This window comes from Streptomyces sp. NPDC057271 (assembly GCF_042668715.1).
Taxonomy (GTDB): domain Bacteria; phylum Actinomycetota; class Actinomycetes; order Streptomycetales; family Streptomycetaceae; genus Streptomyces.
Map to the genome: position 1 here is coordinate 46,553 of NZ_JBHUYJ010000028.1, position 17,378 is coordinate 63,930.

Annotated in this window: 27 protein-coding genes; 17 read left to right on the forward strand and 10 right to left on the reverse strand. The window is 70.8% G+C overall.

Annotation, left to right across the window (positions count from 1 at the left end; translation table 11 throughout):
• Nucleotides 1-121 precede the first annotated feature (121 nt).
• Entirely contained in the window at nt 122-1,480 is a 1,359-nt protein-coding gene (locus tag ACFUJR_RS15900; RefSeq protein ID WP_383176648.1) for an FAD-dependent oxidoreductase, read from the reverse strand.
• 53 nt (nt 1,481-1,533) lie between these two features.
• Nucleotides 1,534-1,707: a hypothetical protein gene (locus ACFUJR_RS15905; RefSeq protein WP_383176646.1), complete on the reverse strand. Its 174-nt coding sequence runs from the start codon at nt 1,705-1,707 to the stop codon at nt 1,534-1,536.
• A gap of 84 nt (nt 1,708-1,791) precedes the next feature.
• On the opposite strand from ACFUJR_RS15905, the gene ACFUJR_RS15910 reads away from it, so the two are divergent.
• Entirely contained in the window at nt 1,792-2,151 is a 360-nt protein-coding gene (locus ACFUJR_RS15910) for a metalloregulator ArsR/SmtB family transcription factor (RefSeq protein ID WP_383176643.1), read from the forward strand.
• A 19-nt stretch (nt 2,152-2,170) separates the two neighbouring features.
• Here ACFUJR_RS15910 and ACFUJR_RS15915 read toward each other — a convergent pair whose 3' ends face one another.
• Nucleotides 2,171-2,470, reverse strand: a complete 300-nt coding sequence (locus ACFUJR_RS15915; protein ID WP_383176640.1) for an ArsR/SmtB family transcription factor — start codon at nt 2,468-2,470, stop codon at nt 2,171-2,173.
• A 45-nt stretch (nt 2,471-2,515) separates the two neighbouring features.
• Between ACFUJR_RS15915 and ACFUJR_RS15920 the strand changes: the two genes are divergently transcribed.
• The 4 genes from ACFUJR_RS15920 to ACFUJR_RS15935 all read left to right on the forward strand — a co-directional run bounded on the left by ACFUJR_RS15920 (nt 2,516) and on the right by ACFUJR_RS15935 (nt 6,136).
• Nucleotides 2,516-3,586 (forward strand): flavin-containing monooxygenase, encoded by a 1,071-nt coding sequence (locus tag ACFUJR_RS15920; RefSeq protein WP_383176637.1) that lies wholly within the window; start codon nt 2,516-2,518, stop codon nt 3,584-3,586.
• A 391-nt stretch (nt 3,587-3,977) separates the two neighbouring features.
• Nucleotides 3,978-5,039, forward strand: coding sequence for a phosphate ABC transporter substrate-binding protein PstS (gene pstS / locus ACFUJR_RS15925; RefSeq protein ID WP_383176635.1), 1,062 nt, complete (start codon nt 3,978-3,980; stop codon nt 5,037-5,039).
• A 344-nt stretch (nt 5,040-5,383) separates the two neighbouring features.
• Nucleotides 5,384-5,644 carry a DUF2180 family protein gene (locus ACFUJR_RS15930; RefSeq protein WP_383176632.1) on the forward strand — a complete coding sequence of 87 codons (261 nt, stop codon included), beginning with the start codon at nt 5,384-5,386 and terminating at the stop codon, nt 5,642-5,644.
• Nucleotides 5,645-5,833: 189 nt separating this feature from the next.
• On the forward strand, nt 5,834-6,136 hold the full coding sequence (locus tag ACFUJR_RS15935) for a hypothetical protein (RefSeq protein WP_383176629.1): 303 nt from the start codon (nt 5,834-5,836) through the stop codon (nt 6,134-6,136).
• A gap of 321 nt (nt 6,137-6,457) precedes the next feature.
• Here ACFUJR_RS15935 and ACFUJR_RS15940 read toward each other — a convergent pair whose 3' ends face one another.
• The 4 genes from ACFUJR_RS15940 to ACFUJR_RS15955 all read right to left on the reverse strand — a co-directional run bounded on the left by ACFUJR_RS15940 (nt 6,458) and on the right by ACFUJR_RS15955 (nt 9,225).
• Nucleotides 6,458-6,610, reverse strand: coding sequence for a hypothetical protein (locus ACFUJR_RS15940; RefSeq protein WP_383176626.1), 153 nt, complete (start codon nt 6,608-6,610; stop codon nt 6,458-6,460).
• A 50-nt stretch (nt 6,611-6,660) separates the two neighbouring features.
• A complete protein-coding gene (locus tag ACFUJR_RS15945) occupies nt 6,661-7,743 on the reverse strand; it encodes an ArsO family NAD(P)H-dependent flavin-containing monooxygenase (protein WP_383176623.1) in 1,083 nt (360 codons plus the stop codon).
• A gap of 73 nt (nt 7,744-7,816) precedes the next feature.
• Nucleotides 7,817-8,920: an ACR3 family arsenite efflux transporter gene (arsB, locus tag ACFUJR_RS15950; protein ID WP_383176620.1), complete on the reverse strand. Its 1,104-nt coding sequence runs from the start codon at nt 8,918-8,920 to the stop codon at nt 7,817-7,819.
• Nucleotides 8,917-9,225, reverse strand: a complete 309-nt coding sequence (locus ACFUJR_RS15955; RefSeq protein WP_383176617.1) for an ArsR/SmtB family transcription factor — start codon at nt 9,223-9,225, stop codon at nt 8,917-8,919. The genes arsB and ACFUJR_RS15955 overlap by 4 nt, the downstream gene beginning before the upstream one ends.
• A gap of 91 nt (nt 9,226-9,316) precedes the next feature.
• Here ACFUJR_RS15955 and ACFUJR_RS15960 point away from each other — a divergent pair, with 91 nt between their 5' ends.
• The 3 genes from ACFUJR_RS15960 to trxA are packed head-to-tail and all read left to right on the forward strand — an operon-like array spanning nt 9,317 to nt 11,081.
• The gene (locus ACFUJR_RS15960) at nt 9,317-9,730 is read left to right on the forward strand and encodes an arsenate reductase ArsC (RefSeq protein WP_383176614.1); all 414 of its coding nucleotides are present in this window, start codon (nt 9,317-9,319) and stop codon (nt 9,728-9,730) included.
• Nucleotides 9,727-10,713 carry a thioredoxin-disulfide reductase gene (trxB, locus tag ACFUJR_RS15965; protein ID WP_383176611.1) on the forward strand — a complete coding sequence of 329 codons (987 nt, stop codon included), beginning with the start codon at nt 9,727-9,729 and terminating at the stop codon, nt 10,711-10,713. Before ACFUJR_RS15960 ends, trxB begins: the two co-directional genes overlap by 4 nt.
• A 41-nt stretch (nt 10,714-10,754) precedes the next feature.
• On the forward strand, nt 10,755-11,081 hold the full coding sequence (gene trxA, locus ACFUJR_RS15970; RefSeq protein WP_383176608.1) for a thioredoxin: 327 nt from the start codon (nt 10,755-10,757) through the stop codon (nt 11,079-11,081).
• A gap of 53 nt (nt 11,082-11,134) precedes the next feature.
• Here the strand turns inward: trxA and ACFUJR_RS15975 are convergent, their stop codons facing one another.
• Nucleotides 11,135-11,506 carry an ArsR/SmtB family transcription factor gene (locus ACFUJR_RS15975; protein WP_383176606.1) on the reverse strand — a complete coding sequence of 124 codons (372 nt, stop codon included), beginning with the start codon at nt 11,504-11,506 and terminating at the stop codon, nt 11,135-11,137.
• A gap of 166 nt (nt 11,507-11,672) precedes the next feature.
• Here ACFUJR_RS15975 and ACFUJR_RS15980 point away from each other — a divergent pair, with 166 nt between their 5' ends.
• Nucleotides 11,673-12,005 carry a three-helix bundle dimerization domain-containing protein gene (locus ACFUJR_RS15980; RefSeq protein ID WP_383176603.1) on the forward strand — a complete coding sequence of 111 codons (333 nt, stop codon included), beginning with the start codon at nt 11,673-11,675 and terminating at the stop codon, nt 12,003-12,005.
• 83 nt (nt 12,006-12,088) lie between these two features.
• Here ACFUJR_RS15980 and ACFUJR_RS15985 read toward each other — a convergent pair whose 3' ends face one another.
• On the reverse strand, nt 12,089-12,322 hold the full coding sequence (locus tag ACFUJR_RS15985) for a helix-turn-helix domain-containing protein (RefSeq protein WP_383176600.1): 234 nt from the start codon (nt 12,320-12,322) through the stop codon (nt 12,089-12,091).
• Nucleotides 12,323-12,602: 280 nt separating this feature from the next.
• Between ACFUJR_RS15985 and ACFUJR_RS15990 the strand changes: the two genes are divergently transcribed.
• The 7 genes from ACFUJR_RS15990 to ACFUJR_RS16020 all read left to right on the forward strand — a co-directional run bounded on the left by ACFUJR_RS15990 (nt 12,603) and on the right by ACFUJR_RS16020 (nt 16,780).
• Nucleotides 12,603-12,944, forward strand: a complete 342-nt coding sequence (locus ACFUJR_RS15990) for an ArsR/SmtB family transcription factor (protein ID WP_383176597.1) — start codon at nt 12,603-12,605, stop codon at nt 12,942-12,944.
• 68 nt (nt 12,945-13,012) lie between these two features.
• Nucleotides 13,013-14,671: a SulP family inorganic anion transporter gene (locus tag ACFUJR_RS15995; protein ID WP_383176650.1), complete on the forward strand. Its 1,659-nt coding sequence runs from the start codon at nt 13,013-13,015 to the stop codon at nt 14,669-14,671.
• Nucleotides 14,668-15,087 carry a pyridoxamine 5'-phosphate oxidase family protein gene (locus tag ACFUJR_RS16000; RefSeq protein ID WP_383176594.1) on the forward strand — a complete coding sequence of 140 codons (420 nt, stop codon included), beginning with the start codon at nt 14,668-14,670 and terminating at the stop codon, nt 15,085-15,087. Before ACFUJR_RS15995 ends, ACFUJR_RS16000 begins: the two co-directional genes overlap by 4 nt.
• The gene (locus ACFUJR_RS16005) at nt 15,084-15,512 is read left to right on the forward strand and encodes an ATP-binding protein (RefSeq protein ID WP_383176591.1); all 429 of its coding nucleotides are present in this window, start codon (nt 15,084-15,086) and stop codon (nt 15,510-15,512) included. Before ACFUJR_RS16000 ends, ACFUJR_RS16005 begins: the two co-directional genes overlap by 4 nt.
• A gap of 16 nt (nt 15,513-15,528) precedes the next feature.
• Nucleotides 15,529-15,987: an anti-sigma factor antagonist gene (locus tag ACFUJR_RS16010; protein ID WP_383176588.1), complete on the forward strand. Its 459-nt coding sequence runs from the start codon at nt 15,529-15,531 to the stop codon at nt 15,985-15,987.
• A 23-nt stretch (nt 15,988-16,010) separates the two neighbouring features.
• A complete protein-coding gene (locus tag ACFUJR_RS16015; RefSeq protein ID WP_383176585.1) occupies nt 16,011-16,232 on the forward strand; it encodes an alkylphosphonate utilization protein in 222 nt (73 codons plus the stop codon).
• A 167-nt stretch (nt 16,233-16,399) separates the two neighbouring features.
• Nucleotides 16,400-16,780: an ArsR/SmtB family transcription factor gene (locus tag ACFUJR_RS16020; RefSeq protein ID WP_383176582.1), complete on the forward strand. Its 381-nt coding sequence runs from the start codon at nt 16,400-16,402 to the stop codon at nt 16,778-16,780.
• A gap of 34 nt (nt 16,781-16,814) precedes the next feature.
• On the opposite strand, the gene ACFUJR_RS16025 is transcribed toward ACFUJR_RS16020, so the two are convergent.
• Entirely contained in the window at nt 16,815-16,970 is a 156-nt protein-coding gene (locus tag ACFUJR_RS16025; protein ID WP_383176580.1) for a DUF6126 family protein, read from the reverse strand.
• Between the two features lie 83 nt (nt 16,971-17,053).
• Here ACFUJR_RS16025 and ACFUJR_RS16030 point away from each other — a divergent pair, with 83 nt between their 5' ends.
• Nucleotides 17,054-17,203 (forward strand): hypothetical protein, encoded by a 150-nt coding sequence (locus ACFUJR_RS16030; protein WP_383450463.1) that lies wholly within the window; start codon nt 17,054-17,056, stop codon nt 17,201-17,203.
• The last annotated feature ends 175 nt before the right edge of the window (nt 17,204-17,378 follow it).

The window sequence follows — 17,378 nt, forward strand, 5'->3', positions numbered from 1 at the left end:
GAGGGGCCCCCCCCCCGTTTGGGGGTGGGGTGGGAGAGGGGGGTGGTGCTCCCCCCTTTTCCCCCCCCCCCCCCCCCTTTCTTTTCCCCCCCCACGCCTGCCTCGGTGTCGGGCACGATGGTCAGCAGCCCGCGGAGGACGCCGGGGCTCCGATGCCGATGGTGAGGGTGGCGGGGGCGGCACAGCAGCCGCCGCCGTCGGTCTGGTTCGCCACGGGCTCGTCGAAGAGGCCGGCGCCGCCACAGACACCCGTCTCGGGCAGGGTGAGTTCGACGCGCTCGGCGGCTTCCTGGTCTCCGGCGAGGGCGGCGGCGATGGAGCGGACCTGCTCGTAACCGGTCATGGCGAGGAACGTCGGGGCGCGGCCGTACGACTTCATGCCGACGAGGTAGACGTCCTTCTCCGGGTGGGAGAGCTCGTTCACGCCGTGCGGGTAGACGGTGCCACAGGAGTGCTGGTTGGGGTCGATGAGCGGGGCCAGCTCGATGGGGGCCTGCAGGCGCTCGTCGAGGCGGAGGCGGAGTTCGGAGAGGAAGGACAGGTCCGGTCGCAGGCCGGTGAGGACGATGAGCTCGTCGACCGGGTCGAGCCGGTGACCGTCGTCGCCAACGAGGACGAGCCGCTCGCCGTCGCGCTCGATGGCCTCGGTGCGGAAGCCGGTGACGGCGTCGGCGTGACCCTCGTCGACGGCGGCCTTGGCTGCGAGGCCGAGTGCGCCGCGGGCGGGGAGCTGGTCGGCGGTGCCGCCGCCGAAGGTGGAGCCGGAGATGCCGCGGCGCAGGATCCAGACCGCGTGGGTGCCGGTGCCGTCGTGGGACTTCGCGAGGTCGGCGAGCGTGGCGAGGGCGGTGAAGGCGGAGGCGCCGGAGCCGATGACGGCGGTGCGCTTCCCGGCGTAACGGGCTCGCACGGCAGGGTTCTTGAGGTCCGGGATGCGGTACGAGATCCGGCCGGACGCCGCCTTCTCGCCGAGGGCCGGGAGGCCGTTGCCGCCGATCGGGCTGGGCGTGGCCCAGGTGCCGGAGGCGTCGACGACCGCGCGGGCGAGGAGCCGCTGCTCGGAGCCGTCGGCGAGCTGGATCTGCACCGTGAAGGGCTGAGTCTCGCGGTCGGCGTCGACGATCCGGTCGCGGCCGACGCGGGAGACGCCGGTCACGGTCGCGCCGTAGCGGACCTTGTCGCCGAGTACGTCGGCCAGCGGCTGCAGGTACCGATCGGCCCAGTCGGCGCCGGACGGGTACGTCGCACCGTCCGGCTTCACCCAGCCGGTCGGTGCGAGGAGCTTCTCGGCGGCCGGGTCCACGACCTCGGACCAGGTGGAGAACAGTCGCACGTGGCCCCACTCGCGCACCGCGCTGCCGGCGGCGGGCCCCGCTTCCAGGACCAGGGGCTCGAGGCCACGCTCGACAAGGTGGGCGGCGGCGGCGAGACCGGCCGGGCCGGCACCGATGACGACGACGGGAAGCTGCTGCTCGCTCATGACGGGTGTTCTCCTCAACGCGGGGGGTGGCAGAGATGGCGTTCGGGACTGGATCAGCGAGGACCGAAGGCGAGGGCCGACGCCCGGGTACGGCGGGGGTGCGCGGCGGCGCGGCAGGCGCTGCCGCGGATTTCGGCGCAGCCGTCGCAGAACTGGACGTCGGCGTCCTGCCGGGCCGAGCGGCGAGCGCCGGTGGCATGGATGGCGCTTCGGAAACCGGCGATCACAGCGAGCCCCTTGTTTCGATGCTTGTCGATGTCCTTCTACGCCTGGAGCTTGCCACTCGCATCGACAGCTGTCAACATAGACATATGTCGAATTCACTGGTGGGGCTTCCGGTCGTCCAGACCGAGCAGGTGACTCCGTGCTGCCCGCCGATCACCTCGGCCGAGCTGTCACAGGCGGACGCGGAGAAGATGGCCGTGATGTTCAAGGCCCTCGCCGACCCGGTGCGGCTGCGACTGTTCTCGAAGGTCGCCTCGCATCCCGACGGCGAGGCGTGCGTCTGCGACATCGCCGACGTCGGCGTCTCACAGCCCACCGTCTCCCACCACCTGAAGAAGCTGCGTGAGGCCGGCCTGCTGACCTCGGAGCGGCGCGGCACATGGGTGTACTACCGGGTGGAACCGTCCGTGGTCGCCGCCATGTCCACACTCCTCGACAACCGCTGACGGGCACGTCGGGGACCCGTCAGGCTCCACAGCCGGGCGGGCAGCAGCGCGCGAGGTAGCCCTTGAGCGAGTCGAGGCGACTGGCCATCGTGGCACCGTCGGCGCGGTAGTAGACCTGCTTCCCCTCCTTGCGGGAGAGGACCAGGCCGCCACGCCGGAGCAGGCTCAGGTGTTCCGACGCTGTCGACGGCTTGAGTCCACAGCGTTCGGCGATCTCCCCGACCGTCAGCTCCACGCCCCCGGTGAACTGCTGCATCACCTTCTGGCGGGTCTCGCCGGCCAGGGCCCTGAGGAAGTCGGCCGTGGCCGCATCCATCATTTCGTCACTTCCCGAAATAACGACTGTCTGGAGTACCACGATCTCATGAAGGATCCCGATCTCGTCATCATCGGCGCCGGGCAGTCCGGGCTGGCCGCTGCGGCCCTCGCGCCCCGCCACGGCTTCACCCGCACTCTCGTCCTGGAAGCGGCGGAGCAGCCCGGCGGCGCGTGGCCGCTCTACTACGACAGCCTCACCCTGTTCTCCCCGGCCCGGTACTCGGCTCTGCCCGGGATGCGCTTCCCTGGCGACCCCGATCGCTACCCCACGCGGGACGAGGTCGTGGACTACCTGCGTGCGTACGCCGGTCGTGTGCCCGCGGAGATCAGGACCTCGACGACGGTCTCCTCTGTGGTGCCCGCGGCAGGAGCCTGGACCGTGCGCGCCGACGACGGTGTGGAGTGGACCGCGCCCGCGGCCATCGCCGCGACCGGCGACTACGGACATCCGCACATGCCGGCCATTCCCGGGAGCGGGGAGTTCGGCGGTGACGTCCTGCACGCCGCCGACTACCGTGGTCCTGGCCGATTCACCGCCCTGAGGATCCCCCCAGGGCGAGGCCCCAGGGCGAGGGTCCTGGTCGTGGGCGGCGGCAACTCCGCGATCCAGATCGCCGCCGAGCTGGGCGCCGTCGCCGACGTGACGCTGGCGACGCGACGCCCCGTCGGCTGGATGGCACAGCGCCCGTTCGGCCGCGACCTGCACTGGTGGCTCAGGCGCAGCGGCCTCGACGTCGCACCGATCAGGCGGCTGCTGACGAGGGCTCCCGTCTCCGTACTCGACGACGGCACCTACCGTGGAGCCCTCGAACGGCACGGAGTGGACCGGCGCGAGATGTTCAGCCGCTTCACCACGGAGGGGGTGGTCTGGGCTGACGGAACGAAGGAGCCCGTGGACGCCGTCGTGCTCGCCACCGGATACCGCCCCGCCTTCCCCTACCTGGAGTGCAGCGGGGTGCTGGACGCCGAGGGACGACCGCTCCACCGCGGTGGTGTCGCCACCACGGCGCCCGGGCTCGGATTCATAGGGATGGAGTTCCAGCGCAGCTTCTCGTCCAAGACCCTCCGAGGCGTCGGGCGCGACGCCGGCCACATCCTGGGCCGCCTGCGACGGTGACGGCCGGCCCACCCCCGTTCTCCCCAGCGGGTTGCCGACTGTGGTCGGCGATCGATGAACAGCCCAGGCCTCGGGGGCACTCCGCTGGGCAAGGAACGATCGGCTGTCACCACGATGTCCGGCGCGACGTCGTCCTCGCCGAACGCCGTCACCCTCGCGTCCACCGACCTTGCCTGACGGCCCAGTTCCGACAGCCGTCGCGATCACCGCGATGTCACCCGTGCGATGCCTGCTGTTCCGCTGCGTGCCACCCCTCTCTCTCGGATATCGGTGAGCATCTATACACCAGGGCGCCGGTACGGTCCTCGCCCGGTCATCCGCATACCCCAGGGGGATCAAGGTGCAGTTCCGGCTTTCAGTACGAACCAGGCGGTGGAAGGCGGTGGCCGCCGTGGCGGCAGGCGTGCTGGCGCTCGGCGCATGTGGCGGCGGCGACGCGAAGTCGGTCGCGGAAGAGCCGGTCCCTGACATCGACTGTCCCGACGGCGGGCAGGTGCGCGGGTCTGGTTCCACCGCGCAGCAGAACGCGATGAAGCGGTGGATGCAGCAGTACCAGCGTTCCTGTGACGGTGTCCAGCTCGTCTACAACCCGCTCGGCTCAGGCGCCGGGGTCGCCCAGTTCCAGCGCGGCGCCACGACGTTCGGGGGTACGGATGAGGCGCTGACCGAAGAGGACCGCAAGATCTCGCAGCAGATGTGTCAGGGCGGGCAGGCGATCGACCTGCCGATGGTCGGCGGGCCCGTCGCCATCGGTTACAACATCCCCGGCGTGACCGATCTCGTTCTGGACGCTCCCACGCTCGCCCGCATCTTCGACACCCGGATCACGAAGTGGAACCACTCGGCGATCCAGGAGCTCAACCCGGGCGTCAAGCTTCCGGAACTGCCCATTGTCGCCATCCACCGCGCGGACGACTCCGGCACGACCCAGAACCTCAACGCGTACTTCAAGGGCGCGGCCGGTGACCGCTGGCCGTACCCGGCTGAGAAGAAGTGGCAGGCGAGAGGCGGCCATTCGGCCAACGGATCGGATGCGGTCGCCACCGGGGTGATGCAGGCCGACGGCTCCATCGGCTACTTCGAGCTGTCGTTCGCGGTGAAGCGGAAGATCGATACGGTGCGCATCGCCACCGGCGCCGCCGAGCCGGTCGCCCCCACCACGGAGACGGCCTCGAAGGGTATCGCCTCTGCGGAGGTGGTGGGCGAAGGCAAGGACCTGCGGCTGAAGTTCGACTACAAGACCTCCGCCGAGAGCGCGTACCCCATCGTCCTCGTGACGTACGAGATCGTGTGCGACACCGGCAACGCCCCCGAGAGCCTGCCGGCGCTCAAGTCCTTCCTCGCCTACACCGCCAGCCGGGAAGGCCAGGAGGAGCTGCACGCCATTCACTACGCGCCGCTGCCCGAGTCTGTCGCGACGCAGGTGCGCGAGGTCGTCAGCACGCTGTCCTGACTCAGGGGCCCGCCTCCGCGTTCTCTGCGACAGACCGCTGGCCCGGGGTGACGGTCCCTGGGGCCACCCGGCCCCAGGAAACGGGTACGCATGGCCCCTTACAGGGCGTCGTGGGCGGTGGAGTATCGAAACGGATGCTCCAATCGGCACTGGAACGACCAGGGGGCGCCCGATCGACGGTGCTGTGCTCGTCATGACCGACGGATCGACTGGCGACGCGCGCTCGGTCCGGCCGCGGTCACCACCGCTTTCGCACCGCTCGGGCCCTGCTGGCGCGTGCCGTCCAGCCCGGTGCGATCTGGGCCGTGTCTCCGGTCGGCATCGACATGAGGGAAGGGGTAACCGTGAACTGCTACGACTGCGCCCAGGAAGGGAAGACCGTCCCCGCGACGGCCGTGTGCCGCCACTGCGGCGCCGCCGTGTGCGCCGAGCACGCCCACGTCGTCACCGCCGAGCAGATCACCCATAACGCCGGAATGGGGGTCTCCGCCCTCTCGCTTCCCGCGCGCCGCATCACCTGCGTCATCTGCTACGACGCCGAGCACAGTGGGAGCCCCGCCGCCACCCAGCAACCCCATCCCCACCTGTTCAAGAGGCGGCAGTGATCACGAAAGAACACCCCCGCACCACCTCCAACGGGGTTCCGCGGCGCTGCGGGAATGCGTGCGGGAGTGCGGCATGGGTGCGGCGGGCTCCATCGGCCGGTCTTGTCCTGTGCGCGGGTCGCCGCACTTCGCTCGCCGGTCCGAGGTCAGGGGTCCCGTGCTGGGCCCCGTGCCCCCACCGGCGCCATCGTGGCCGCCCACGCCGACGGCGACGCGCACGCCGACGGGCAGGAGACGCCGCTCCCCTCCATCGCGGCGTTGGTCGACGAGCCGGCCGCCGGCCCGCCCGGCGCGGTACTCGTGATGGGCAAGGGCGGCGTGGACAAGACCGCCATCGCCGCCGCCCTCGCCCTGGGCCTCGCCCGCGGGGCCACGACGCGAGCCGTTCGGCTGGGTGGTCGACGCGGCACTGACGGGCAGCGGCACCCGGGATCCCGTGCTGCGCGCCCGGGCGGCACGGGAGGGTCCGCAGCCGCACCGCGTCCGTCATGAGCTGGCAGCCCGCGCATGGCTGGTGCCGTGGCAGGCCGACACACTCATGGGCGAGGATCGCCTGGCCGCCCTGACCCACGCGGCGAGTCGATGATGCCGTACGGCATCACTCACCGTCGGTGACGTCCTTGTCGCACAACGGGCGCGACCCGCAGGAAAGCAGGCCGGGCCGCCGGAACGCACTCCAGTGGCTCCGCAACTCCTCCAGCGTGCGCCCGAGCCGCTGAGCGGCCTGATGACCCGCAGCGCGGTCATGGTGGCCGCCGTACGACGCCGGCCGCCGTTGCCGCGTTCCGGCTCGGCCGGCAGCCCCCGGCAGCCTCAGTCGATGTGCCCGCCGCGCAGGGCCGCGCTCACCGTTGCTGTCCGACGACGGCGGACCGCGCGGCCCGAGCATGCACGCCGCTCCTCGGTGGGCGGCGTGCAGGACTGCGGCGCCCACTCAAGATCGCTCAGCACGCTCACTCCCGTCATCAGGATCCTCGTCCGCAGTCACCGAAGACCCCGTAACCGACGCCGTCCCGTCAGGGTCGGCCGCGGTGCGTCAGCGGCAGGTCGAGCAGCTCCGCGATCGCCCGGGCGGCGTCGCGGGCGGGGCGGCCGACACCGATGAGGGTGGCCGAGGCGGGACCGGTCCAGTCGCCGTAGCCGAGCAGGTGGAGGCGAGGCTCCCGAAGCGACTGGGTACCCGCCGTGGGGATGTGACCGCGCGGGCCCCGCAAGCCGAGTGGGGCGAGGTGGGAGAGGGCCGGGCGGAAGCCGGTGCACCAGACGATCGCGTCGGCCTCTGCACGGGTGCCGTCGGCCCACTCCACGCCGGTCGCGGTGAGGCGGGTGAACATCGGCTGGGCCTTGAGGAGCCCCGCCTCGCGGGCTTCGCGTACGGGCGGGACGGCGACGATGTCGCCGAGGGACGCGACGCCTCCGGTGTCCGTACGCCCCTCGTCCAGGGCGCGCCGGCGGGCCGTGGCGTGGTCGAAGAGGGCACGGCCGTCGATGTCGTCGGCGAGGAACCGGGCCGGGCGCTGGGTGACCCAGGTCAGGTCTGTGTCGTACGCGAGGTCGGCGGCGATCTGGGCGCCGGAGTTCCCGCCACCGACGACCACGACCTTCTGCCCGGCGAGGTCGGCGGGCCGCCGGTACTCGACCGTGTGGAGCTGGGCGCCCTTGAACTCCGTACGCCCGGGGGCCGCGGGCAGGAACGGACGCCACCAGGTGCCGGTGGCGCTGATCACCGACCGGGCGCTCCAGGATTCCGCCGCGCTCTCCACCCGCAGGCGGTCGCCGTCCCGGTGGACCGCCTCGACCTGGACGGGGCGGACGACCGGGAGGTCGTAGCGCTGCTCGTAGTCGGTCAGGTAGTCGACGACGTGCGCGGCGCCGGGGTACGTCTCCCCCGGCTGCGGGGGCATGATCCGCCCCGGCAGGGAGGAGAACGCGGCGGGAGAGAAGAGGTGCAGGGAGTCCCAGGTGCGCTGCCAGGCTCCGCCCGGCGCGGCCTGGGCGTCGAGGATGACGAAGTCCAGGCCGAGGCGGCGCAGGTGGTAGCCGGCCGCGAGTCCGGCCTGGCCGCCGCCGATGACGACCACGTCGTGCCGCCTGCTCATTCCCTGGTGATCCCTTCTGACGCGGCTGCCCCGCTGCGAGCAGCGGGGCAGCCGGATGATGCCGTACGACGACCTACTTCCCCTGGGGGGTGGTGATGGCCGAGGCCGCGAACTTCTTCCGCCAGGCCAGCGAGACGTACACCAGGGCCACGAGGACGGGGACCTCGATGAGCGGGCCGACGACTCCGGAGAGCGCCTGGCCGGAGGTGACGCCGAAGGTGGCGATCGCGACGGCGATGGCCAGTTCGAAGTTGTTGCCGGCGGCTGTGAAGGCGAGCGTGGCGGTGCGGTCGTAGGTGAGGCCGATCGCCTTGCCGAGCAGGAAGGTGCCGAACCACATCACCGCGAAGTAGACGAGGAGGGGGAGCGCGATCCGCGCCACGTCCAGCGGCTGCGACGTGATCGTCTTCCCCTGCAGGGCGAAGAGGATGACGATCGTGAAGAGCAGGCCGTAGAGGGCCCACGGGCCGATCTTGGGCAGGAACTTCTGCTCGTAGGACTCGCGGCCCATCTTCTTCTCGCCGATCCGGCGGGTCAGGAAGCCGGCGACGAGCGGGACACCGAGGAAGATGACGACGTTCAGCGCGATCTTCCACATCGAGATGTCGAGGCTCTCGCCCTCGCCGAGGCCCAGCCAGCCCGGCAGCAGGTCGAGGTAGAACCAGCCCAGCAGACCGAAGGCGATGACCTGGAAGACCGAGTTCAGGGCGACCAGGACGGCCGCGGCCTCGCGGTCGCCGCAGGCCAGGTCGTTCCAGATGATGACCATGGCGATACAGCGGGCCAGGCCGACGATGATCAGGCCGGTGCGGTACTCGGGCAGGTCGGGCAGGAAGATCCAGGCGAGGGCGAACATGATCGCCGGGCCGAGGATCCAGTTGATGACGAGGGACGACACCATGAGCTTCTTGTCGCCCGTCACGGCGTCGAGCTTGTCGTACCGGACCTTGGCGAGGACCGGGTACATCATGATCAGCAGGCCGACGGCGATCGGCAGGGAGATGCCGCCGATCTCGACCTTGGCGAGCGCGTCGTTCAGCCCGGGGATCAGCCGGCCCAGACCCAGCCCGAGGCCCATGGCCAGCAGGATCCAGACGGCGAGAAAACGGTCAAGCGTCGAAAGCTTCGCGACGACCGAGGACTCCTCGGTCGGGGCGGGCGCTTGGGTGGGGGTCACGGACAGGCCCTCTTGTTCTCGGCAGCGGTACGGGCGGACTCGGCCAGATCGGCGAACTGGCCTGCAACGGAAGCGATGACGTCCGGGCGGAGCTTGTAGTACGTGAACCGGCCGCACGGTTCGGTCTCGACGACCCCGGCCTCGCGCAGCACTCTCAGGTGGTTGGAGAGATTGGTCTGCCTGGCACCGGTCTCCTCGACGAGGTGGGTGGTGCAGAGCATCTCGCGGGCGAGCAGGGTCACGATCTGCAGGCGCAGGGGATCGCCCAGCACCCGCATCAACTCAGTGTCGACTGACGTCATCATGGACTGATACTCTCACATCAGTGGTGGCTGACACCACCGGGTGCTGATTTCAGTTGCGCCTGATTTCGTCGCGAGACAAGAGAGACCTGCCGTGTCCGAGAAGCCCTCCGTCCTGTTCGTCTGTGTCCACAACGCCGGCCGTTCCCAGATGGCCGCCGCGTGGCTGTCGCACCTGGCCGGGGACCGCGTCGAGGTCCGCTCCGCCGGTTCCGCCCCCGCCGACCAGGTCAACCCCGCCGCCGTCGAGGCGATGCGCGAGGTCGGCATCGACATCACCGCCGAGACCCCGAAGATCCTCACGGTCGATGCGGTCAAGGCGTCCGACGTGTGCATCACCATGGGCTGCGGCGACACCTGCCCGGTCTTCCCGGGCAAGCGCTACCTCGACTGGACGCTGGAGGACCCGGCCGGTCAGGGCGTCGAGGCCGTGCGCCCGATCCGCGACGAGATCAAGAAGCTCGTCGAGGGCCTGATCGAGGAGATCGCTCCGGAGCCCAAGGCGTGAGCGCGACCTCTGAGGCGTCGGACATTCGGAACGTCATCATCATCGGATCAGGCCCCGCCGGATACACCGCCGCCCTCTACACCGCCCGCGCACAGCTCGAACCGCTGCTCTTCGGCAGCTCGATCTTCGTGGGCGGCTCGCTGACCACGACGACCGAGGTCGAGAACTTCCCCGGCTTCCCCGAGGGAGTCGACGGCCCGGTCCTCATGGAGAACATGCGGGCTCAGGCCGAGCGGTTCGGCGCGGAGATGATCGACGACGACATCGTCTCCGTCGACCTGACCGGCGAGATCAAGGAAGTCACCGACTCCGAGGGCACCGTCCACCGGGCGAAGGCCGTGATCATCACGACCGGCTCCGGCTACCGCAAGCTCGGCCTGACGAACGAGGACGAGCTGTCCGGCCGGGGCGTGTCCTGGTGCGCGACGTGCGACGGGTTCTTCTTCCGCGACCGTGACGTCGTCGTGGTCGGCGGTGGCGACACCGCCATGGAGGAGGCCACCTTCCTCACCCGCTTCGCCAGGTCGGTCACCGTCGTGCACCGGCGCTCGAACCTGCGGGCCTCCCAGGTCATGCAGAACCGGGCCTTCGCGGACGACAAGATCTCCTTCGCCTTCGACAGCGAGATCGCGGAGATCAAGGCCGAGAACGGCATGCTCGGCGGCGTCGTCCTGCGCGACACCTTCACCGGCAAGACCCGCGAGCTCGCGGTCACCGGCCTGTTCATCGCCATCGGCCACGACCCCCGCACCGAACTCTTCACCGACCAGATCGACCTGGACGGCGAGGGCTACATCAAGGTCGAGGCGCCCTCCACCCGCACGAACCTCCCCGGCGTCTTCGCCGCCGGCGACGTCGTCGACCACACCTACCGCCAGGCCATCACCGCCGCCGGCACCGGCGCCGCGGCGGGACTCGACGCCGAGCGCTACCTCGCCGCCCTCGCCGACAAAACCCCCGCCCTGGCCACGGCCGCGGTCTGACCCGGACCGGGCCACACCACAACACCCACGAGGAGGTACCCATGACACTCAAGACCGTGACCGACGCTTCGTTCGAGGCCGGCGTCCTCAAGAGCGACAAGCCCGTCCTGGTCGACTTCTGGGCCGAGTGGTGCGGCCCGTGCCGCCAGCTCGCACCCTCCCTGGAGGCCATCGCGGCCGAGCACGGCGACAAGATCGAGATCGTCAAGCTCAACATCGACCAGAACCCGGACACGGCCGCGGCGTACGGCGTCATGTCCATCCCGACGATGAACGTCTACGTCGGCGGCGAGGTCACCCAGACCATCGTCGGTGCCAAGCCCAAAGCCGCCCTCGTGCGGGAGCTGGAGAGCTTCCTCTCCGAGTAGCCGACGGGCGCGGAACGAGAACCGGCCTCCGGTCCGCTATCCCCGACGGACGGTCAGGCGGTCGCGGGGTCCAGGATGTCCCGGACGCGGCGGAGGCCCTCGTGATCCACGGAGAACCAGGCCCAGGTGCCACGGCGCTCACGTTTCAGCAGCCCGGCCTCGGTCATGATCTTCAGATGATGACTGACCGTCGGCTGCCGCAGGCCCAGGCACTCGGTCAGGTCGCACACGCACGCCTCGCCCTCCGGCGAGCGCTCGATCAGTCGCAGTATCTGCAGCCGGGTGGGGTCGGCGACGGCCTTGAGCGTGGCCGCCAGCCGCTGCGCCTCCTCCCGGTCGATCAGGAGGCAGGCCAGGCGGGGGGTGCATGCCTCCGCCTCCGGGGCGCGCACGTCCGGGGACGCGTCTATTGCAGTGATAGCCATCTATTCACCATACGAGCGCGCCGGCCCCGGAAGGGGCACTGGAATGTGGCCCTACCACCTGTTCACCGAGCGTTCGCTTTCGGTCCCGCCTATCCAGAACATAGACACACATCTGTGATTCCGAATGGGAGCCGGGACGGTTCCGGAGCACACAGGGAGGTGCCCGGTGGACGATTCGGCTCACCTCGGGCGGTCGATGCCGCCCCTGCGGGACACGAGCGCCCTGCTCGGCCGCATCACCCGTCGCTTGGCGGCGCGCCACCGAGCGTCGTTCTCACGCGAGACCGTCGAGCGGTACGTGACCGAGTGCGCCGACCTGCTCACCGTCCAGGCCCGGGTGAGCACCCATCTGCCGACGCTCGTCGAGCGCTTCGCGGACCATCGGCTCGGCGCCCTGGCGCGCGGGGCGGGAATCTCCCCCGAGCACGGGGACGCACTGGAGGCCCGGATCGAGCAGCTGATCCGTGAGCTGCTGCCCGCCGAGTCACAGAGAACCTGACCCGCCGGTTCCGCCCCCGAGGACACCGCCACCCTCTTCCCCCGTCGGAAGGGGTGCCTAGCTGCCTTCGAAGGAGGGCCGGGTCAGGCGTCCCAGGACGCCGGCGTCCTGGCGGTGCTGCACTCCAGCCGGTATCCCAGGCCGCGGATCGCGTCCATGGTGCAGCAGCTCGCGGCCTCCTGCCGCAGCTTCATCCGCACGCGGCGGATGTGCACGGTGAGGGTGTTGCTGTCCGTGGCGTCCGTGCCCCACAGCGCCCGGGTCAGCTCGGCGCGGCTGATGACGCCTGAACAGGCGACGGAAGGGCCCCTACGCAAGGCCCGTGCCACCGCCTCGCCACGCCCAGCCGCCCTCCGGACCCGATCGACCCGGCTGGAGGGCGGCGTCTTCGCTCTCGCCGGACAGCGCCGACGTCCCACGTGGCGAGCGACGGCTGCCACTGCATCACGTACCAGCGCAAGCCCGCGACGGACCACAGACGCCGCTAATTGCAAAAATCTGCAATTACATACATTCTTAGATTGTTGTGTCCGCAGGTAGACACGGGCGCAGCCGGGACATTCGTCGGCGGCTGGATGATCGAGCGAAGGAGAGACCGTGCCGGTTCCGCTGTATCAGGCGAAGGCCGAGTTCTTCCGCATGCTCGGGCACCCGGTGCGCATACGTGTGCTGGAGCTGTTGCAGGCCGGGGCGATGCCGGTGCGGGAGCTTCTGGCGGCGATCGAGGTCGAGCCCTCGGCTCTGTCCCAGCAGCTTGCGGTCCTGCGGCGGTCGGGGATCGTCACCTCGGCCCGGGACGGCTCGACCGTGGTCTACGAGCTGGCCGGCGGGGACGTGGCACAGCTGATGCTCGCGGCCCGGCGGATCCTGACCGAGGTGCTGGCCGGGCAGACGGAGCTCCTGGAGGAGCTGCGCGAGGGCGAGGTTCCGGCTCCGTGAACCCCGTTCTGCTCGGTGCGGCCCGTCGTCTGCGCGCCGTCCTGCCCGCACGCGCCGACTTCCGGTTGATGGGACGAAATCCCCGCCGCGACCTGCTGGCCGGGCTGACCGTCGCGATCGTCGCCCTCCCGCTCGCCCTGGGGTTCGGGGTGTCCTCCGGGCTCGGCGCGGAGGCGGGGCTGGCGACCGCGGTGGTCGCCGGCGCGCTGGCCGCGGTGTTCGGAGGCTCCAACCTCCAGGTGTCCGGCCCCACCGGCGCGATGACCGTGGTGCTGGTTCCGATCGTGGCCCGGTTCGGGCCCGGCGGCGTGCTGACGGTCGGATTGATGGCCGGTGTGCTGCTGATCGCGCTGGCGCTGCTGCGGGCGGGGCAGTACATGCGGTACGTGCCGGCGCCGGTGGTGGAGGGTTTCACGCTCGGTATCGCGTGCGTGATCGGCCTCCAGCAGATACCCAACGCTCTCGGCGTCGCCAAGCCCGAAGGGGAGAGAGTCCTTCTCGTGGCGTGGCGGGCGGTGGAGGCGTTCGTCGCGGCGCCGGACTGGACCGCGATCAGTCTCTCCCTGGGCGTGGCCGCGGTGATGCTGGCCGGGGCGAGGTGGCGGCCGGCGATCCCGTTCTCCATCGTCGCGGTCATCGCCGCGACCGTCGTCGCTCGGCTCTTCCACCGGGATTCGGCGGCCCTCATCGGGGACCTTCCCACCGGGCTCCCGGCCCCGTCCCTGGCCTTCCTCGACGTCTCCGCGCTCGGCTCTCTGATCGCTCCGGCGGTGGCGGTGGCGGCCCTGGCCGCTCTGGAGTCACTGCTGTCGGCGACGGTGGCGGACGGGATGACGGTGGGACAGCGACACGACCCGGACAGGGAGCTGTTCGGGCAAGGCATCGCCAACCTGGCCGCCCCGCTGTTCGGCGGAGTCCCGGCGACGGCCGCGATCGCCCGGACCGCGGTCAACGTCCGCACCGGCGCCTCCTCCCGTCTCGCCGCCCTCACCCACGCCGCCGTCCTCGCCGCCATCGTGTTCGCCGCCGCCCCCCTGGTCTCGAAGATCCCGCTCGCCGCGCTCGCCGGTGTGCTGCTGGCGACCGCGGTACGGATGGTCGAGGTCGGCGCGCTGCGCGCCATGGCGAAGGCCACCCGCTCCGACGCCGTCGTCCTCGTGCTGACCGCTGCGGCCACCCTGGCGCTCGACCTCGTCTACGCGGTGATCATCGGGCTCGTCGTCGCGGGAGCCCTGGCCCTGCGGTCGGTGGCGGCCCAGGCCCGTCTGGACCAGGTCGACTTCCGCCCGGACCTGCCCGGCGAGCACAGCGACGAGGAGCACAGGCTGCTGACCGAGCACATCGTGGCGTACCGGATCGACGGTCCGCTGTTCTTCGCCGGCGCGCACCGCTTCCTCCTCGAGCTCTCCGAGGTCTCCGACGTGCGGGTGGTCATCCTGCGCATGTCGCGTGTGACGACGATGGACGCCACCGGCGCCCTCGTGCTGAAGGACGCGGTAGAGAAGCTGAACCGGCGCGGCATCGCCGTGATGACCTCCGGTATCCGCCCTGGCCAGCGCCAGGCCCTGGAATCGGTCGGCGCCCTCGAACTCCTCCGGCACGAGGGCCGCGAATACGCCACCACCCCCGAAGCGATCGCGGGAGCCCGCAAGCACCTCGAGCAAGCCGGACTCCTGCCCGTCCGGCACCACCCCCACCCGCACCGTATCCGGAAGGCGCCGCGATGACCGCCCCCAGCGCCTCGCGCATGATCGAGGTCTCCGGCACCGAAGCCCTCTGGCTCCTCGAAGGCTCCACCCGAGGCAGGCTCGTCTACCTCCAGCGTGAGCTGGCCGTCATCCGCCCGGCCGCGCACGTCATGGAGTACGGACGCCTCGTCGTGCGCGCGCCCGTCCAGGCCGCCGCGGCCCTGGCCAGGGCAGTGCTGACCTATCAGGTCGACGAGATGCAGCCTGCCGGGACCGGCTGGACCGTCAGCGCCCACGGCCCGGCCGACGTCATCACCGACCCTCACGAGGCCGCCCACTACCGGCGCACCCTGCCCGGGTGGAGCCACGGCCCCCACGACACCCTGCTGCGCCTGCATCCGCAGTCGGTGTCCGGGTTCCGCCTCGCCCGCCCCCTCCACGGGGCGGGCCGATGACGGCCTCACGGCCGACGCCGCTGCCGTACCGGCATGTCCTGACCATGCCCGCGATGGGATCGGCCGTACGGATCGCGCGTGAGACCACCGAGCTGGTACTGGTCGAATGCGGGGTCGGCCTGCGTCACCCGAGCACCGGGCCGGCGCTGCTGATCCTGGCCGAGCTGGTCACCAACGCGGTCCGGCACGCCGCTACGGTCACACCGACGATCACGGTCACCTACGCGCACGGGCCGGGTGTGTTCGCGTTCGCCGTCCACGACCGCCACCCCTACCAGCCGCCGCTGTTCGGCGCCCCGGCCAAGGCTCCCGGCAGCGGCCTGGCCACGGTGACCGAAATGACCATGGAGCTGGGCGGTACCGCCGTGATCCGCGGCGACGCGGACGGACGCGGCAAGAGCATCTGGATCACCCTGCCCCTGTGAAGCCGAGGAACCGACGATGACGATCGAGTGGCGTTACACCACCCACGACAACCTGGGCGTGCTGTCCCTGGCCGGATACCTCGGCGCGGAGGCGACCGCCCGCTTCACCGGCGCCATCGGCTGGGCCGAAGCGCGCGGCACCGGCCCGGTGATCCTGGACCTGACCGAACTGCTGGGCTGGTCCGTCGGCGGACAGCTCGCCGTCAGGCAGGCCGCCCGACGCCTGGCCGCCGCCGGCCGCGCCCTCGAACTGGCCGCGATCCCCGCGGACGGCTCTCTCGTCCCCGCCGCCGACGAACCGGCCGTCCCCGTCCACCGCGACCTGCCCACCGCCCTCGCCGACCACCACGACGACGGCGCCGCCCCCGGCCGGGGTGCGGCAGGGGGCAGGGAGTGGCACACCGACGACTGGCCTGACACCCCGAACCCCGCCGCACCGGCCCGGATCCGACCCGCCCCATCAACTTCGACGTGAACACCAGGAAAGAAGACGGCACCATGAGCGACATGATCGTCAAGGACTCCAACGGCACCCGGCTCCAGGACGGCGACTCGGTCACCCTGATCAAGGACCTGAAAGTGAAGGGCACCTCGGAGACCCTCAAGCGCGGCACCCTGGTCAAGAACATCCGCCTCACCAGCAAGCCCGGCGAGGTCGAGTGCAACACCAAGAAGGTCAAGGGCCTCGTCCTGAGGACGGAGTTCCTGAAGAAGGCCTGACCCGGGCCGGAGCAGCAGGACCGCGGTGCCCCGCGCCTGGGCCCGGCCGTCCCGGCATGGGCCTGCGGGGGTCCGGGAATTGCAGGAATCTGCAATTGTGGAGGTCGCACACTGTGTGTTCGGGGCGGAAGGGCTGCCCCTGTGACGATGAGCGTTGGGTGGACGAGGTGCGCAGTACACGCGCGACAGGCAAGGCGGGCGGTGCCGACAGTACGCAGGCGCCGCTCTACCAGCTCAAGGCGGAGTTCTTCAAAACCCTCGGCCACCCGATCCGCATCCGCGTCCTGGAACTGCTGAGCGAGCGCGAGCACGCGGTCGCCGAGATGCTCGCCGAGATCGGAATCGAAGCGGCCAGCCTGTCCCAGCAGCTCGCCGTCCTGCGCAAGGCCAACCTCGTCCTCACCCGCCGCGAGGGCTCCAACGTGTACTACCGGCTCACCAGCCCCGAGGTCGCCGAGCTACTCCGCGTGGCACGTAGCATCCTCTCCGGAGTTCTGCAAGGTCAGGCCGAACTCCTGGCCGACCTGCGCGCCACCCGCCCTCAGTAGAGGCCGTCCGGGGGCGCACCGCCGTCGCACGGGCTCACTTCTGGGCGTGCTGACCCACGTAGAAGAGCAGCCACACGAACCCGGCGAAGAGGTGGGTCCCGAAGATGTAGAAGAAGGCGCGCAGCGCGACGCCCTTCTCCAGCCACTTCTCATGCGCCGCAGCGGCGTCGTCCTCGGGCTTCACCGTCATGGCCGCTCGCCTCCGTTCCCGGCACCGCCGGCTGTGTGTCCGCCGTCGTTGCGAGCGTACGGGCGGAGGCGAACCTTCACCCCATGACGGCCCGCCCGGGTCAGGACGTCGCCGACCTCATCCGCGCCCGCCACGCGCGTGACCGGCTCGTGGCGGGCGTCCAGGTCCTGCCGACAGAGGGACGCCGTACACATCACGACCCCTCCGCTTCGACGCCGGTGTCCACGCCGTGATCGCGAGCCACGCGAAGCGCGTCCTCCAGTTCCTCGGCAGCCTGCGCCTCCGCGAAGGCGTCCTCAGCCGCACACGCAGTCGCCAGTCGAGCCCGCGCCACCCGGACTCGCGCCAGCGCCGCCTCCACGAACCCGCTCACACCACGCCCCTCGCTCACATCCGAAACTAGTAAAT